This is a genomic window from Caldimonas taiwanensis NBRC 104434 (genome assembly GCF_001592165.1).
Taxonomy (GTDB): Bacteria; Pseudomonadota; Gammaproteobacteria; order Burkholderiales; family Burkholderiaceae_C; genus Caldimonas; species Caldimonas manganoxidans.
Genome location: NZ_BCWK01000004.1, coordinates 77,322 through 93,238, shown reverse-complemented (window position 1 = coordinate 93,238; position 15,917 = coordinate 77,322). Strand labels below are relative to the sequence as shown.

Sequence of the window (15,917 nt, the reverse complement as noted above, 5' to 3'; positions counted from 1 at the left end):
ACATGGGCAGCCTGCAATTGGCCTTGCTCGTCCTGGGCGCCTTGGTCATCGCCGCGGTGGTGGCCCATGGTGCTTGGCAAGCCCGCAAAGCCGGCGTGCGCCGGGCTGGCATTCGGGGCCAGACGGCTGCGCGGCGCTTCGAAGAGCCCGTGTTGCCGTTGGACGACTTCGAGCCTGCCCCAGCGGCCGATGCGCTGGATGCCACGCTGGCGTCCCCGGTTGTGCGTCGGGCGGGCGGACCGCGTCTGGACCCGTTGATCGACGCCATCGTGCCGCTGAGCGTGGAGCTACGCTTCACCGGCGACAGTGTGATGCACCACCTGCCGGCCACCCGGCGGGCCGGCAGCAAGCCCTTTTTCATCGAGGGGCTGAACGATGCCAGCTCGCAATGGGAGCCGCCTCAACCTGGGCAGACGTACCGAGAGTTCCAAGCCGGCGTGCAATTGGCCAACCGCACCGGAGCGCTCAACGAGATCGAATACTCCGAGTTCGTGCAAAAGGTGCAAGCCTTTGCCGATGCGATCGGCGCCACCGCAGATTTCCCCGACATGCTCGACGTGGTCGCGCGGGCGCGCGAGCTCGACCAGTTCGCCAGCCAGCACGATGCGCAGCTGGCTTGTCGATTGGTGGCCCGTGGTGCGGCATGGTCGGTGGCATTCATCCAGCAGCACGCCGCACGCCACGGTTTCGTCTCCGGTGCCGTGCCAGGCCGTCTCGTGCTGCCCGGGCGTCACGAAGGCGACCCGGCGATACTGACCTTGCAATTCGATGCACAGGCCGCTTTCGCGGAGGATCCCAACCGGGCCGCGGTGCGTGAAGTCACCCTGGCCTTCGACGTGCCCCAGACGAGCGCTGCGGAATCGCCTTTCCTGGCCTGGCAAGCCAGTGCGCAGGCTTTGGCCTTGGGCATGGAGGCCGCCGTGATGGACGACGCGGGCCAGCCCCTGGGCCCGCAAGCCTTCGAGGCCATCGGCCGCGAGCTCGACCGCCTGTATGCGATGCTGGAGGCGCGCGGTTTGCCCGCCGGCTCACCAGCGGCGCGCCGGCTGTTCAGCTGAAGTCGCGCACCAGGCGCACGGGGTCACGCATCAGCACGAATTCTTCGGCCACGGTCGGATGCACGGCCACGGTGTGGTCGAACTGAGCTTTGGTCGCACCGCCGGTCAAGGCCACGGCCAGGCTTTGCACGATTTCTGGGGCATCGGCGCCGAGCATGTGGAGGCCCATGACCCGGTCGGATGCATCGTCGACCAGCAGTTTCATGTAGCAGCGCTCGGCACCTCCAAAGAAGGCATGGCGCATCGGCCGGAAGTCGGCCTCGTAGACCCGGTAGGGCCGGCGTCGTTGGCGCATCGCGTCTTCGGTCAGACCGATCGTGCCCACTGGCGGCAAGGTGAACACGGCCGTGGCCACCATGCTCAAATCGGGAAAGCGGTGCGTGGGGCCAAACAGCGCGTCGGCCAGCGCGCGCCCCTGGGCGATGGCCACGGGGGTGAGGTTGAGGCGGTCGGTCACATCGCCGATGGCATAGACCTCGGTGGCCGGGGTTTGCAGCCGTTCATCGACCGGGACCGCGCCGTTGGCGCGCAGCACGATGCCCAGCGTCTCCAGCCCCAATCCCGCCGTATTGGGCCGTCGGCCCGTTGCATTGAGCACGTAGCGCGCAGCCAGACGGCGACCATCGGCCAGCTCCACCACCCAGCGGCCTGGCTCGCCATGCACGGCCTTCACGCCTTGGCCTGCCAAGCGCTCGATGCCTGCCTGGTCCAAGGCGGTGGCCACGCGTTGCCGCAGGTCTTGGTCGAAGCCGCGCAGCGGCAAGTCCGCCCGATGCACCAGGCGCACCCGCACTCCCAGCCGGGCCAGGATGCTGGCGAACTCCAGCGCGATGTATCCGGCGCCGATCACGGTGGCATCGCTGGGAAGTTCATGCAGATCCAGCAGTTCATCCGACGTGGGGCAGGCGGCAATACCTGGGATGCTGTCGCGCACCGGGGTGGCCCCGGTGGCAATCAGCAGCCGGCGCGCGCGTAGCGTGCGGGGGCCTACCTGCACGGTGTGGGGGCCCACCACCTGGGCCTGTCCCTCGATGAGGGTCACGCCGGCGTGGGCGAGCCAGTGGCGGTACGCCCCTTCCAAGCGATCGATCTCGGCGGCTTTGCGAGCGGCCCAGCGGGCCATCTCGAAGCGGGGGGACGCCCCGGCCAGGTCCCAGCCGTACTCGGCCGCTTCGCGCAAAGCATCGCCATACTGGGCGGCATACATCAGCAGCTTTTTCGGAACGCAGCCGCGGATCACACAGGTGCCGCCCACGCGAGAGGCCTCCACGATGCCGACTTTGGCGCCATGCGCGGCGGCGCGACGCGAAGCTGCCACGCCGGCCGAGCCGGCACCCAAGGTGAGCAGATCGAAATCGAAGGATTCGGACATGGTGGAGGCTCCCCGGTGACGATGACCTCAGCTTAACGCCCCTGTGGTCAGCGTGTACGCCCTGCGGGACAATGCCGGGCCATGAGCCAGTCTTCTCTGTTCGACCCGGATGCGGCCTCCAAGACCGAGGCGGCGCAGCGTGCCGCATGGTTGCGAGAGCAACTGCATCACCATGCCCATCTGTATTACGTGCTCGATGCCCCCGAGATCCCCGATGCCGAGTACGACCGGATGTTCCAAGAACTCCAGGCCCTGGAGGCTGCGCATCCCGAGTTGCTGACACCCGACTCGCCGACGCAGCGGGTGCTGGGGCGGGCGCTCGAAGCCTTCGAGCCCGTGCGGCATGCCGTGCCCATGTTGTCCATCCGCACCGAGACCGACACCGAGCCCACCGGCGCGGCCAACTTCGATGCCCGTGTACGTCGTGAACTCAAGCTCACCGAGGCCGATCCTCCCCTCGAATACCAGGCCGAGCTGAAATTCGACGGCCTGGCCATCAGCTTGCGCTACGAGCATGGCGTGCTGGTGCGCGCCGCCACCCGGGGCGACGGCGAGGTCGGTGAAGACGTGACACAGAACATCCGCACGATCCGACAAATTCCTTTGCGACTGCGCGGCTCGCCCCCAGAGGTGTTGGAAGTGCGCGGCGAGGTCTATATGCGCCGGGACGACTTCGAGCGCCTCAATGCGCGCCAGCGTGAGCGCGGTGAGAAGACCTTCGTCAACCCGCGCAATGCCGCCGCAGGCGCCGTGCGTCAGCTCGATCCAGCGATTGCCGCGCAGCGGCCGCTGTGCTTTTTTGCCTATGGCTGGGGCGAGGTGCTGGGGTGGCCGCAGCAACCGGATACGCAGTCGGGGGTGCTCGATGCTTTCGTGGATTTTGGGCTGCCGGTGTGCGAGGAACGCAGCGTGGTGCACGGCGCGCAGGGCTTGATCGAGTTCCATCGACGCATCGCCCTCAAGCGCGACCAACTGCCGTTCGACATCGACGGCGTGGTCTACAAGGTGAACCGCCTGGATCTACAACGCCAGCTTGGTTACGTCACACGGGAGCCGCGCTGGGCCGTCGCGCACAAGTACCCCGCGCAGGAACAAATGACCACGGTGCTCGACATCGACATCCAAGTGGGACGCACTGGCAAGCTCACGCCGGTGGCCAAACTCGCACCGGTGTTCGTGGGCGGCGTCACCGTCACCAATGCCACGCTGCACAATGAAGACGAAACCCGCCGCAAGGATGTGCGCATCGGCGACACGGTGATCGTGCGACGGGCCGGCGACGTGATCCCCGAAGTCGTGGCCGTGGTCAAAGAGCGCCGGCCGCCCGATGTGGGCGAGGCGTTCGATCTGTACCGGCGGTTGGATGGTCGCTGCCCGGTGTGTGGCAGTGCGATCGTCCGCGAGCCGGGCGAGGTGGACTGGCGCTGCAGTGGCGGCTTGTACTGCGCAGCCCAACGCAAGCAAGCGCTGCTGCACTTTGCCCAGCGCCGGGCCATGGACATCGAGGGCCTGGGCGAAAAACTCGTCGATCAACTGGTCGACGGTGGCCTCATCCGTACCTTGCCGGATCTATACGCCTTGGACGTGGACCGGCTCGCCGCGCTGGAGCGCATGGGCGACAAAAGCGCACGCAACCTGGTGCAGGCACTGGAAAAATCCAAGCAGACCACGCTGCCGCGCTTTTTGTTCGCACTGGGCATCCGCCATGTCGGCGAGGCCACGGCCAAAGATCTGGCGCGCCACTTCGGCAGTCTGGAGCGCATCATGGAGGCGCGCGTGGAAGAGCTGCTGGAGGTCAACGACGTCGGCCCCGTGGTGGCTCAGAGCATACACACCTTCTTTCAGCAGCCGCACAATCGCGAGGTGGTCCAGCAGTTGCGTGATGCCGGGGTGCATTGGCCCGAAGTCCAAGGGGCTTCCAGCGAGGCTTGGCGCCCTCTGTTGGGCAAAACCTTGGTACTGACCGGCACTTTGCCCACGATGAGCCGAGACGAGGCCAAGGCGCTGATCGAAGCCGCAGGGGGCAAGGTGGCCGGCTCGGTGAGCAAGAAAACCCACTATGTGGTGGCCGGATCGGAAGCCGGCAGCAAGCTGGCCAAGGCCCAGGAGCTGGGCGTGCCGGTGCTGGACGAAGCAGGCCTGAAGGCCCTGCTGTCCCAAGGAGACGTGTGAGATGGCTGTGCGCGAGATTCTGAAGATGGGCGACCCTCGCTTGTTGCGGGTGGCACGCCCTGTGCGTGAGTTCGACACGGCGCAGTTGCATGCCTTGGTGCAGGATCTTTTCGACACCATGCGTGCGGCCCACGGCGCCGGTTTGGCCGCCCCCCAGATCGGGGTGGACCTGGCGGTGGTGATCTTCGGATTCACCCGCAATGACCGCTACCCCGAGGCGCCGCCAGTGCCCGAGACGGTGCTGATCAATCCGCACATCGAACCGCTGACCGATGAAGAAGAGGAGGGCTGGGAAGGATGCCTGTCCGTGCCCGGCCTGCGCGGTGTGGTGCCGCGCTTTGCCCGCATTCGCTATAGCGGTTTCGATGTGCAGGGGCGACGCATCGAGCGCGAGGCCGAGGGCTTCCACGCCCGGGTGGTGCAGCATGAATGCGATCACCTGATCGGCAAGCTCTACCCCATGCGAGTGCGCGACTTCACCCGCTTCGGCTTCACGTCGGTGCTGTTTCCCGGGCTGGATGCGACCACCGACGACTGACCCCGATCAGCCCACTGGCAGCGCCGATGGCGGCTTGATTTCTTCCAGGCAGATGGTGGAGCGCACATTGTCCACCCCAGGAACTTGCATCAAGCGGTCGGTGAGAAACTGCGACAGCGTGCGCAGATCGGGGGCCACCACTTTGAGCAAGTAATCGTGATCTCCCGAGACCGAGTGACACTCGATGACCTCGGGAAAATCTTGAAACACCTTTTCCAGCTCGCGCACGCGGGTGAACTGTTCGCGGTCGATGCTCAAGCCGACGAACGCCATCACCGTCAGCCCCAGCGCCTGGCGATCGACCTGCGCCGCATAGCCACGGATCACGCCACGTTCTTCGAGCGAGCGCACGCGGCGTAGACACTGCGGCGCCGACAAATGCACCCGCGAGGCCAAATCGACGTTGCTGATGCGGCCGTCGGTCTGTAGCACCTCCAGCACCCTTCGGTCGATGGCGTCCAGGTCGTGGGCAGGAGGGGCTGGCATGGTGTGCGCTGGCATATGAAATATTGTTGCGAGATTTTGTCATTTTCTACAACAAATGGAAATCAAATTTCCTCTTGCCACGCCTAGAGTGAGGCATATCGCCAATGATTCCGTGGAGACAGACATGTCCTTGCGTCAAGCCGACCTCACCGCCAGCCCGCGCGAACTCGAAGAGCGTTTCGGTGCACGCAACTACCACCCACTGCCGGTCACCCTGGTGCGTGGGCAGGGGGTCTACCTTTGGGATGACCGCGGGCGGCGTTATCTGGACATGATGTCGGCCTACTCGGCCGTCAGTTTCGGCCACAGCCATCCGGTGCTGGTGCAGGCGTTGACCGAGCAAGCCGCTCGGCTGGCCGTCACCTCCCGCGCTTTCCACACCGATCGCCTCGGCCCCTTCTTGGCCCGCTTGTGCCGCGACACGGGCATGGACCGTGCGTTGCCGATGAACACTGGCGCGGAGGCCGTCGAGACGGCGATCAAGGCCGCGCGCAAATGGGGCTACAAGGTCAAGGGCGTGCCTGAAGGACAGGCCCGTATCCTGGTGGCCGAGGGCAACTTTGCAGGACGCACGACCACGATCGTGGGCTTCTCCAGTGAACCGCAATACCGCGATGGCTTTGGCCCTTTCGCGCCGGGCTTCGCGTCGGTGCCGTATGGCGACATCGCGGCCCTGGAGCGGGCCATCACGCCCAACACCGTGGCCTTTCTGGTCGAACCCATCCAGGGCGAAGCCGGGATCATCGTGCCGCCGCCGGGCTATTTGCGCGCCGCGCGCGAACTGTGCACCCGGCATCGCGTGCTGTTGATCTGTGACGAAGTGCAAACCGGCCTGGGGCGCACCGGGCGTGTGTTGGCCTGTCAGCACGAGGGCGTGGTGCCCGATGGTCTGACACTGGGCAAGGCTCTAGGCGGTGGGTTGTTGCCCGTGTCGGCCTTCTGCGCGCGAGAAGAAGTGATGGGGGTGTTCCGCCCAGGCGACCATGGCAGCACCTTCGGCGGCAATCCGCTGGCCGCGACGGTGGGTCTGGCCGCGTTGGAGCTGCTCGAGCGCGAAGGGCTGTGCGAGCGCGCCGCGCATCTGGGCGAGCGCCTGATGCAAGGACTGCGGACGCTGCACCATCCGGCCATCCGCGAGGTGCGGGGCAAAGGGTTGCTGGTCGGCGTGGAAATCGACCGGGAATTCGCGCATGCCCGTCTCGTGTGTGAAGCCTTGATGCGCGAAGGCGTGCTGAGCAAGGACACGCACGACACCGTGGTGCGTTTTGCGCCGCCGCTGACGGTCACTGCGGCCCAACTGGACGAAGCCGTGGCCGCCTTCGGCCGCGCGCTGGCCGCCACGCAAGCCTTGCGGCTGCAGCCCGATCGCCAAGCCGCTTGAGGGCCCCGCGCCGCTCAATCGCCGAAATCATCCGAGGTCGTGCCTTCGGGCCCGGCTGGCGGCCGTCCCCGTCGCACCATGCGTTGGAAGAACAAGTTGTTGGGCACTTGCAGCTTGGTGCCCTGATCTTCCAGCAGCGTGGTGTAGACGACGTTGATGTCGATCACCACCCCCTTCAGACCGGGCTTGTCGCCGCTTTCCAGGACTTCGATGTGATCGTGCAGACGAAACAGCCGAGTGCTGAAGATCAGAATCGTGCAGAAAATGTTCGACAGCACGCTCCATGCGGCGAAGAACGCCACGGCGGCCACGGCCGCAAAGCCGGTGAAGGCCGACCACAGCACGCTGCCCGAGACCCCCAGTCGCTCCAGGATCAACAGGATGGCTGCGGCATAGACGAGGAAGCCCAGCACACGCCGCGCGCCCATGTGCACTTCGGCAGGCAACTGGTAGTGCGCACAGACCCGCTTGATGGCCAGACGCAGCGCGGCGCGCAGCAGGTAGGCGGCCAACAGGATCAGAAGCACCTGGGTGGCTGGAATGATGATATCCAGCCACTCCAGCATCCAGGCGGGCAGATGTGTCTTCAGCTCAGTCAGCCAGCGCATCGAGCAGATCCGATTCCATCGCGAGTTGCACCTTGGATTGCTGCAAGGCCGGTCCGTCGATCAGGAACGTGTCTTCGACCCGTTCGCCCAGCGTGGTGATCTTGGCCAGCTGCACATTGATGCGGTATTTGGCCAACACCCGGGCGATGGAATACAACAAACCCGAGCGGTCGCTGGCCGAGACCGTGAGCAACCAGCGCTGAGCACGCTCATCCGGACGCAACGACACGCGCGGCTGCACCGGAAACGACTTGACCCGCCGCGACAGACGCCCTCGGCTGGGTTCGGGCAGCGGTCCGTCGCGGCTGAGGGCTTGCAGCAACTGGCTTTCGACCAGCGAGATCAGGTCGCGGTGGTGCAGGTCGAGGTTGGTGGTGATGACCTGGAAGGTGTCCAACGCGTAGCCGGTGCGTGTGGTGTGGATGCGCGCATCCAGGATGTTGAAACCGGCGCTGTCGAAGTAGCCGCAAATGCGCGCAAACAAATCATCTTGGTCGGGGGCATACACGACCACTTGCAGTCCGTCACCAGCCGCCGAAGGCCGTGCCTTGACCACGGCGTAGCCGGCATCCACGTGGCGCCACAAGGCGCGGGCATGCCACGCGATGTCGGCCGCTTCATGCCGCGCGAAATAGCTCAGCTCCAGGGTCTGCCACAGCGGTTCTTGCACGCCGGGCAGCATCGAATACAGCGCCAGCATTTGCAGCGCTTCTTGCTTGCGTGTTTCGATCTCGGCGGCCAGATTGGGTTGCGCCCCGCCCAGGGCGCGCAAGGTGAGGCGATACAGGTCTTCGAGCAGCTTGCCTTTCCAGCCGTTCCACACCTTCGGGCTGGTGCCACGGATGTCGGCCACGGTCAGCAGGTACAGCGCAGTGAGGCGGCGTTCGGTCTGGACGAGCCGGGCAAATCCGGCCACCACCTCCGGGTCGCTGAGGTCCTCCTTCTGGGCGACACGCGACATCGTCAAGTGGTGCTGCACCAAGAATTCGATGAGGCGCGCATCCTCCTTCGGCACGCCATGATCGCGGCAGAAACGCCGCACCTCGATGGCCCCCAGGTCGGAGTGGTCCCCACCGCGGCCCTTGGCCACGTCGTGGAACAGGGCGGCCACATACAGCACATAAGGCCGGTCGAACTGCGAGGCCAGCTGGGAGCAAAACGGATACTCGTGCGCATGCTCGGGGATGAAGAATCGCCGCACGTTGCGCAACACCATCAGGATGTGCTGATCCACGGTGTAGACGTGGAACAGGTCGTGCTGCATACGACCGACGATGCGCCGAAACACCCAGAGGTAGCGCCCCAGCACCGACGTCTGGTTCATCAGACGCAGCACATGCGTCTGGCCCAGTGGCTGCTGCAGGATCTGCATGAACGTGGCGCGGTTGACCGGGTCGCGGCGGAATTCGGCATCCATCAGCCCACGGGCGTTGTACAGCGCGCGCAAGGTGCGCGCCGACAAGCCCTTGATGCCCGGGGTTTGCTGGTAGACCAGGAAGGTACGCAAAATGGCGTGGCGATCACGCTCATAGAGGTCGTCGCTGGCCACCTCGAGCAGGCCGTCGCGGTCCAGAAACTGCTCGTCGATGGCGCGCATGGGCGTGTGTTGCGAGCCCAGGATGCGCTCTTCGATGTTGAGCATCAGGATCAAATTGAGCTGAGCCACCGCCTTGGCTGCCCAGTAGTAGCGGTGCATCAACGCTTCGGAGGCGCGCCGGGCCTTGGTCGGCTGGTAGCCAAAGCTTTCGGCCACCGCGGTCTGCAAGTCGAAGACCAAGCGATCCTCGCGTCGCCCGGCCACCACGTGCAGCCGGGCGCGAATCAGACGCAGTAACGCCTCGTTGCGCTGCACTTGCTTGAGCTCGAAGGGGGTCATGAGCCCGCGGGCGGCCAGGGCCGACCAAGTCCGGCCCAGACCGGCGGCCTTGGCCACCCACATGATCACTTGCAGATCACGCAAGCCGCCGGGACTTTCCTTGCAGTTGGGCTCCAGAGAGTAGGGCGTGTCTTCGTACTTTTGATGGCGCTGCCGCATCTCCAGCGTCTTGGCGCGTAGGAAGGCGCGCGCATCGAGGCGTGCATCGAAGGCCTTGCGAAAGCGTTGGTACAGACGGCGCGAGCCGCACAGCAAGCGCGACTCGAGCAAGGCCGTCTGCACGGTCACGTCGCGCGCGGCCTCGTCCAGGCAGTCTTGGACGCTGCGCACGCTGGAGCCGATCTCCAGGCCAATGTCCCAGCAGGCCGTGATGAAGCCCTCGATGCCGGCCTTTCTGGCGGCGTCGTCCTGGAGGCCCGACTCCGTTTCGTCGGGCAACAGCACCAGCACGTCCACGTCGGAGTAGGGGTAGAGCTCGCCGCGCCCGTACCCCCCCACGGCGACCAAGGCCGCCCCAGCGGGGAGATCGGCCTGCTTCCACAGGCCGACCAAGGCCTGATCCACATGGCGGCAGAGATCGCGTACCAACCGAGTGGCCGCCGCGGCAGTGGGGCGAGCCTCCCGAAATGCCTGCAACAAGGCTTGCTTGCCTTGCCGGAACTGCGCGCGCAGCTGTGCCAGTCGGGCCGCACCATCCTGGACCGGCGTGGCCTGCGCCGCGGTGCTTCCAACGGCCATGCGGGCTCTCCGTCTCAGGTGGTCGTTCGGATGAAATCGGGCAGCGGCGGGTAGCCGGCCGACAGTGTGAGGATCTCGTAGCCGGTCTCCGTGACCGCCACCGTGTGCTCCCATTGGGCCGATAGCGAGCGATCGCGCGTCACGATGGTCCAGCCGTCGGGCATCTCGCGGATCTCGCGTCGCCCGGCGTTGACCATGGGCTCGATCGTGAAGACCATGCCCGGCACGAGTTCTTCCAGCGTACCGGGGCGGCCGTAATGCAGCACCTGGGGCTCTTCATGGAACTTGCGACCGATGCCATGGCCACAGAACTCGCGCACCACCGAATAGCCCGCGTTCTCGACGAAGGTTTGGATCGCATGGCCGATGTCGCCCAGCCGGGCCCCCGGTTTGACCTTGGCGATGCCACGCCACATGGCTTCATAAGTGATCTGGCACAGGCGCCGCGCGGCGATCGATCCCTCGCCCACGATGAACATGCGGCTGGTGTCGCCATGCCAGCCATCTTTGATGACGGTCACATCGATGTTGAGGATGTCCCCGTTCTTCAACGGCCGGTCGTTCGGAATGCCGTGACAGACCTGATGATTCACCGAGGTGCAGATCGCCGCCGGGAAGGGCGGATAGCCGGGGGGCTGATAGCCCACCGTCGCCGAAGTCGCTCCCTGGACGTTCTCGATGTAGTCCAGCGCGAGTTTGTCCAGATGGGCCGTGGTGACGCCGGGCTTGACATACGGCGTGAGGTAGTCCAACACCTCCGAGGCCAGGCGGCCGGCCACACGCATGCCTTCGAGATCTTCGGGCGTCTTGATGGTGATGCTCATGCCTGGATTATCTCAGGCCACGGCTGTGAACCCATCACCCCGGTAAAATCCCGCTTTTACGTCCGGTTTCCTTTGCCGAATGCCAGGCCGGGCGGCCGCTCCACTGCGCACGAGTTCCCCACGTGATTGCTTCAGCCAAACACCTCCTGCACTTCGAGGGCGGCAATGCCCTGTCTGCCTTTCGGGCCCAAGCGCTGCTGCCGCGCCTGCAGGCCATCGCTCCACAAATCGTGGGCTTGAGCGCCCGCCATGTGCACTGGGTATGGTGTGACGGCCCGTTGACGCCGCAGGCGCAACACAAGCTGGCGGCCTTGCTCGATTACGGCGAGCCCTACACCGCCGCCGACGATGGTGCGCTCGTGGTGGTGATGCCCCGCTTGGGCACGGTGTCGCCCTGGGCTTCCAAAGCCACGGACATCGCCCACAACTGTGGCCTGGCGGTCAAGCGCATCGAGCGCGTGACGGAGTATCGCCTGCAGCTCAAAGGCGGGCTGTTGCGGGGGGCAAAGCCGCTGGAGGCCGCCACCTTGCAGGCCTTGGCCGCCGAACTGCACGACCGCATGACCGAAAGCGTGGCCTTCGAGCGCGAGGCCTGCGTCCATCTGTTCGACCCACAGCCTGGCAAGCCCATGGAGTGTGTGGATGTGCTGGGCCAGGGACGCGCCGCGCTGGAAGCCGCCAACCGGGATTTCGGCCTGGCCTTGTCGGACGACGAGATCGACTACCTGGTCGATGCCTTCGGCCGTCTGCAGCGCAACCCGAGCGACGTCGAGCTGATGATGTTCGCCCAGGCCAACAGCGAGCACTGCCGCCACAAGATCTTCAATGCGAACTTCACGATCGACGGCGAGCCCCAGGAGCGCTCGATGTTCGCGATGATTCGCAACACCCACCAGCGCGCGCCTCAGCACACCGTGGTGGCCTATGCCGACAATGCCGCCGTGATGGAAGGCGGCCCGGTGCGGGCTTGGCGGCCGCAGGGCTATACCAATGCCCCGCGCTATGCTGCCCACGACGAAGTGGCCCATGTGCTGATGAAGGTGGAAACGCACAACCATCCCACGGCCATTTCGCCGTTTCCGGGCGCCGCTACCGGCGCCGGCGGAGAAATCCGCGACGAAGGGGCCACTGGCCGAGGGGCCCAGCCCAAGGCAGGGCTGACGGGATTTTCCGTGTCCAATTTGCACTTGCCCGGCACGGACGAGCCCTGGGAACGCGAGCCCTACGGCAAGCCGGCCCACATCGCCAGCGCCCTACAGATCATGATCGACGGTCCGCTGGGCGGTGCGGCCTTCAACAACGAGTTCGGGCGGCCCAACCTGGGGGGCTACTTCCGCGTCTATGAGCAAGAGGTCGATGGCGTGCGCCGCGGCTATCACAAACCCATCATGATCGCCGGGGGGCTCGGACGCATCCGGGAAGGTCTGACGCACAAACTGCCGTTTGGCGAAGGCACGCTGCTGATCCAGCTGGGCGGCCCGGGCATGCGGATCGGCATGGGCGGGGGAGCGGCCAGCTCGATGGCCGCCGGAGTGAATGCGGCCGAACTCGACTTCGACTCGGTGCAGCGTGGCAACCCCGAGATCCAACGCCGCGCGCAGGAGGTCATCAACCACTGCCTCGGTCTGGGCGAGAAGAACCCCATCCTGGCCATCCACGACGTGGGCGCCGGCGGGCTGTCCAACGCGTTTCCCGAACTGGTGGACGGTGCCGGCTTGGGGGCCACCTTCGATCTGCGCAAGGTGCCACTGGAGGAAAGCGGTCTGGCTCCGAAGGAAATCTGGTGCAACGAGAGCCAGGAGCGCTATGTCTTGGCGGTGGATCCGGCGGGCCTGCCCTTGTTCGAGGCGATGTGCGCGCGCGAGCGCTGCCCGTTTGCCGTCGTGGGCGTGGCCACCGGTGACAAAACCTTGGTGCTCGAGGACGGACCTGGCGGTCAACGGGCCATCGACATGCCCATGGAGGTGCTGCTGGGAAAGCCGCCACGCATGCATCGTGACGTGCAGCGCGTGGTGCGGCGCTCGTCCCCCCTGGATCTCACCGGTGTGAGCCTGCGGCAAGCGGCTTTCGACGTGCTGCGCCATCCCACCGTGGCCAGCAAGCGCTTCCTGATCACCATCGGCGACCGCACGGTCGGGGGGCTCAGCCATCGCGACCAAATGGTGGGCCCCTGGCAGGTGCCAGTGGCCGACTGCGCGGTCACCTTGGCCGACTACACGGGTTTTCGCGGCGAGGCCATGAGCATGGGTGAGCGCACCCCGCTGGCCGCGGTGGATGCTCCCGCCTCGGGCCGCATGGCCGTGGCCGAGGCGATCACCAACCTGTTGGCCGCCCCGATCGAGTTGGCGCGAGTCAAGCTGTCATGCAATTGGATGGCTGCTTGTGGCGAACCTGGCGAAGACGCCGCTTTGTACGACACCGTCAAGGCCGTGGGCATGGAGCTGTGCCCGGCCCTGGGGATCAGCGTGCCGGTGGGCAAGGATTCGCTGTCGATGCGCACACGCTGGCGCGACGGCGAGGTGGACAAACAAGTCACCGCACCGGTGTCACTGATCGTGTCGGCCTTCGTCACGCTCGATGACGTGCGCGGCACCCTCACGCCCCAGTTGAAAGACGGCGACACGACCTTGCTGCTGGTCGATCTGGGGCAAGGCCGCCAGCGGCTGGGCGGCTCCATCCTCGCGCAGACCTTGGGGGCGTTCGGTGGCGAGGTGCCCGACTTGAACGATCCGGCCCTGCTCAAATCCTTGGTGGCGGCCGTCAACGAGCTGCGCGCCCTGGGTTGGCTGCTGGCTTACCATGACCGCAGCGACGGGGGGCTGTGGGCCACCGTGTGCGAAATGGCGTTCGCCGGCCGCCGCGGGGTGAGCCTGAACGTGGATCTGTTGGTGACCGAAAGCGACGGCATCGCCGACAGCCGGGCCGAGTATGGCGATTCCAAGAATTGGACCCAGCAGGTCAGCGAACGCCGCAACGAGCTGACGCTGCGCGCGCTTTTCAACGAAGAACTCGGCGTGGTGCTGCAGGTGCCCACCGCACGGCGCGACGATGCCATGGCCGTGTTGCGTCGCCATGGCCTGTCACGCCACAGCCATGTCATCGGCAAGCCCAATGACCGCGGCACCGTGGAGGTCTGGCGCGATGCCAAGGCCGTGTTTTCCGCCGGGCTGCGAGAGCTGCACCAAGTGTGGGACGAGGTGAGCTGGCGCATCGCGATGTTGCGCGACAACCCGGCTTGCGCGCAGGCCGAGCACGATGCAGTGGGCGATCCGGCCGATGCCGGGCTGCAGGTCAAGCCGAGCTTCGATCCGTCCGAGGACGTGGCCGCCCCCTTCCTGAACCTCACGCGGCCCAAAGTGGCCATCTTGCGCGAGCAGGGTGTCAACTCGCATGTCGAGATGAGCTATGCCATGGACCAGGCGGGCTTCGACACCTACGACGTGCACATGAGCGATTTGCAAGCCGGCCGCGCTCGACTGGACCAGTTCCAGGGGCTGGTGGCCTGCGGCGGCTTCAGCTATGGCGACACCCTGGGCGCCGGCGAGGGCTGGGCCCGCTCGATTCTCTTCAACCCGCAGCTGGCCGAGCAGTTCGCAGCCTTCTTCCAACGATCCGACAGTTTTGCTTTGGGCGTGTGCAACGGCTGCCAAATGATGGCGGCTCTGTCGTCGATCATCCCAGGCACGGCGGCCTGGCCACGCTTCACGCGCAATCGTAGCGAGCAGTTCGAGGCGCGTCTGAGCCAAGTCGAGGTGCTGGACAGCCCGTCGATTTTCTTTACCGGCATGGCCGGCAGCCTCTTGCCCATCGCCGTGGCCCACGGGGAAGGCTTTGCCGATTTCTCCCGCCGCGGCGACGCCAAGGCCGTGCACGTCGCGATGCGTTTCGTCGACAGCCAGGGCCGACCCACGGAGGCTTATCCGGCCAATCCCAATGGGAGCCCCGGCGGGTTGACCGCGGTGACCACCGCCGACGGGCGCTTTACCGTGATGATGCCGCACCCGGAGCGGGTGTTCCGCAACATCCAGATGAGCTGGACCTCGGGCGACCCGGCGGCGTTCAGCCCCTGGATGCGCATGTTCCGCAACGCACGTCGATGGGTGGGCTGAGGTTCGAGCGACTGGATGTCCTGCGGGCCGTGGCCATCCTCTGGATGGCGGCCTATCACTTTTGCTACGACCTCAACCTCTTCGGCTTCATTCACGAGAATTTTTACAAGGACCCGTTTTGGACCACCCAGCGCACGGCCATCGTGTCGCTGTTCCTGTTCTGCGCCGGTGTGGGGCAGGCCGTGGCCTGCCGGCAAGGGCAGGGCTGGCCGCGCTTTTGGCGACGTTGGGCTCAAGTGGCCGGCTGTGCCGTGCTGGTGAGCATCGGTTCGTACCTGATGTTCCCCCGTAGTTTCATCTACTTCGGTGTGTTGCACGGCATTGCGGTGATGCTCGTCATCGTCCGCTGCACAGCAGGCTGGGGACGATGGCTGTGGCTGCTGGGCGGGGTGGCCATCGTGTTGCCGCAGCTCGTGCAGCACCCGTTTTTCGATGCACGATGGATGAATTGGGTGGGCCTCGTCACCCGCAAGCCGATCACCGAAGACTATGTCCCCGTGCTGCCTTGGCTGGGCGTGATGTGGTGGGGGATGGCGATGGGGCAATGGGTGCTTGCGCATCGGCCCGCTTGGCTGGCCGGCAGCACACCGCAGGCCCTGAAGCCTTTGGCCTGGCTCGGACGGTGGAGCCTGAGCTTTTACATGCTGCACCAGCCGCTGTTCATCGGTGCGCTGGCGGCCGTCGCGTGGCTGTGGCGCTGAGCCAAGGAAACAGGGCGCCCTGTCAGGCGCCCTGTGTGCCGCTGTGACGCTGGC

General features: G+C 65.8%; 11 protein-coding genes. 6 read left to right on the top strand and 5 right to left on the bottom strand.

Annotated elements, in window-relative coordinates:
• Positions 1-2 precede the first annotated feature (2 nt).
• A complete protein-coding gene (locus tag CTA01S_RS04945) occupies positions 3-1,058 on the top strand; it encodes a hypothetical protein (protein WP_062192843.1) in 1,056 nt (351 codons plus the stop codon).
• Here CTA01S_RS04945 and gorA read toward each other — a convergent pair.
• The gene (gorA, locus tag CTA01S_RS04940; RefSeq protein WP_062192839.1) at positions 1,051-2,430 is read right to left on the bottom strand and encodes a glutathione-disulfide reductase; all 1,380 of its coding nucleotides are present in this window, start codon (positions 2,428-2,430) and stop codon (positions 1,051-1,053) included. The genes CTA01S_RS04945 and gorA overlap by 8 nt on opposite strands.
• An 81-nt stretch (positions 2,431-2,511) precedes the next feature.
• Between gorA and ligA the strand changes: the two genes are divergently transcribed.
• Entirely contained in the window at positions 2,512-4,602 is a 2,091-nt protein-coding gene (gene ligA, locus CTA01S_RS04935) for an NAD-dependent DNA ligase LigA (RefSeq protein ID WP_062192834.1), read from the top strand.
• Position 4,603: 1 nt separating this feature from the next.
• Positions 4,604-5,140, top strand: coding sequence for a peptide deformylase (def, locus tag CTA01S_RS04930; RefSeq protein ID WP_062192829.1), 537 nt, complete (start codon positions 4,604-4,606; stop codon positions 5,138-5,140).
• A gap of 6 nt (positions 5,141-5,146) precedes the next feature.
• Here def and CTA01S_RS04925 read toward each other — a convergent pair whose 3' ends face one another.
• A complete protein-coding gene (locus CTA01S_RS04925) occupies positions 5,147-5,626 on the bottom strand; it encodes an Lrp/AsnC family transcriptional regulator (RefSeq protein ID WP_062193109.1) in 480 nt (159 codons plus the stop codon).
• 124 nt (positions 5,627-5,750) lie between these two features.
• Here CTA01S_RS04925 and rocD point away from each other — a divergent pair, with 124 nt between their 5' ends.
• A complete protein-coding gene (gene rocD, locus CTA01S_RS04920) occupies positions 5,751-7,007 on the top strand; it encodes an ornithine--oxo-acid transaminase (RefSeq protein ID WP_062192825.1) in 1,257 nt (418 codons plus the stop codon).
• Positions 7,008-7,021: 14 nt separating this feature from the next.
• Here the strand turns inward: rocD and CTA01S_RS04915 are convergent, their stop codons facing one another.
• From CTA01S_RS04915 to map, 3 genes are read right to left on the bottom strand one after another with little or no spacing between them, the layout of a single operon-like run.
• On the bottom strand, positions 7,022-7,615 hold the full coding sequence (locus tag CTA01S_RS04915; protein WP_019560788.1) for a mechanosensitive ion channel family protein: 594 nt from the start codon (positions 7,613-7,615) through the stop codon (positions 7,022-7,024).
• On the bottom strand, positions 7,599-10,229 hold the full coding sequence (locus CTA01S_RS04910; protein WP_062192821.1) for a [protein-PII] uridylyltransferase: 2,631 nt from the start codon (positions 10,227-10,229) through the stop codon (positions 7,599-7,601). The genes CTA01S_RS04915 and CTA01S_RS04910 overlap by 17 nt, the downstream gene beginning before the upstream one ends.
• Positions 10,230-10,243: 14 nt before the next feature.
• Positions 10,244-11,053: a type I methionyl aminopeptidase gene (map, locus tag CTA01S_RS04905; protein WP_019560786.1), complete on the bottom strand. Its 810-nt coding sequence runs from the start codon at positions 11,051-11,053 to the stop codon at positions 10,244-10,246.
• Positions 11,054-11,175: 122 nt separating this feature from the next.
• Between map and purL the strand changes: the two genes are divergently transcribed.
• Together purL and CTA01S_RS04895 are read left to right on the top strand one after the other, a co-directional pair.
• The gene (gene purL, locus CTA01S_RS04900) at positions 11,176-15,162 is read left to right on the top strand and encodes a phosphoribosylformylglycinamidine synthase (RefSeq protein ID WP_062192817.1); all 3,987 of its coding nucleotides are present in this window, start codon (positions 11,176-11,178) and stop codon (positions 15,160-15,162) included.
• Positions 15,150-15,863 (top strand): acetyltransferase domain-containing protein, encoded by a 714-nt coding sequence (locus CTA01S_RS04895; RefSeq protein ID WP_062192814.1) that lies wholly within the window; start codon positions 15,150-15,152, stop codon positions 15,861-15,863. Before purL ends, CTA01S_RS04895 begins: the two co-directional genes overlap by 13 nt.
• Positions 15,864-15,917: the final 54 nt, after the last annotated feature.

Excerpts from the sequence above, each read along its gene's own strand:
- gorA (WP_062192839.1), bottom strand. The coding sequence starts at position 2,430 with ATGTCCGAATCCTTCGATTTCGATCTGCTCACCTTGGGTGCCGGCTCG.
- CTA01S_RS04945 (WP_062192843.1), top strand. The coding sequence starts at position 3 with ATGGGCAGCCTGCAATTGGCCTTGCTCGTCCTGGGCGCCTTGGTCATC.
- ligA (WP_062192834.1), top strand. The coding sequence starts at position 2,512 with ATGAGCCAGTCTTCTCTGTTCGACCCGGATGCGGCCTCCAAGACCGAG.
- CTA01S_RS04925 (WP_062193109.1), bottom strand. The coding sequence starts at position 5,626 with ATGCCAGCCCCTCCTGCCCACGACCTGGACGCCATCGACCGAAGGGTG.
- map (WP_019560786.1), bottom strand. The coding sequence starts at position 11,053 with ATGAGCATCACCATCAAGACGCCCGAAGATCTCGAAGGCATGCGTGTG.
- CTA01S_RS04915 (WP_019560788.1), bottom strand. The coding sequence starts at position 7,615 with ATGCGCTGGCTGACTGAGCTGAAGACACATCTGCCCGCCTGGATGCTG.
- def (WP_062192829.1), top strand. The coding sequence starts at position 4,604 with ATGGCTGTGCGCGAGATTCTGAAGATGGGCGACCCTCGCTTGTTGCGG.
- CTA01S_RS04895 (WP_062192814.1), top strand. The coding sequence starts at position 15,150 with ATGGGTGGGCTGAGGTTCGAGCGACTGGATGTCCTGCGGGCCGTGGCC.
- rocD (WP_062192825.1), top strand. The coding sequence starts at position 5,751 with ATGTCCTTGCGTCAAGCCGACCTCACCGCCAGCCCGCGCGAACTCGAA.
- CTA01S_RS04910 (WP_062192821.1), bottom strand. The coding sequence starts at position 10,229 with ATGGCCGTTGGAAGCACCGCGGCGCAGGCCACGCCGGTCCAGGATGGT.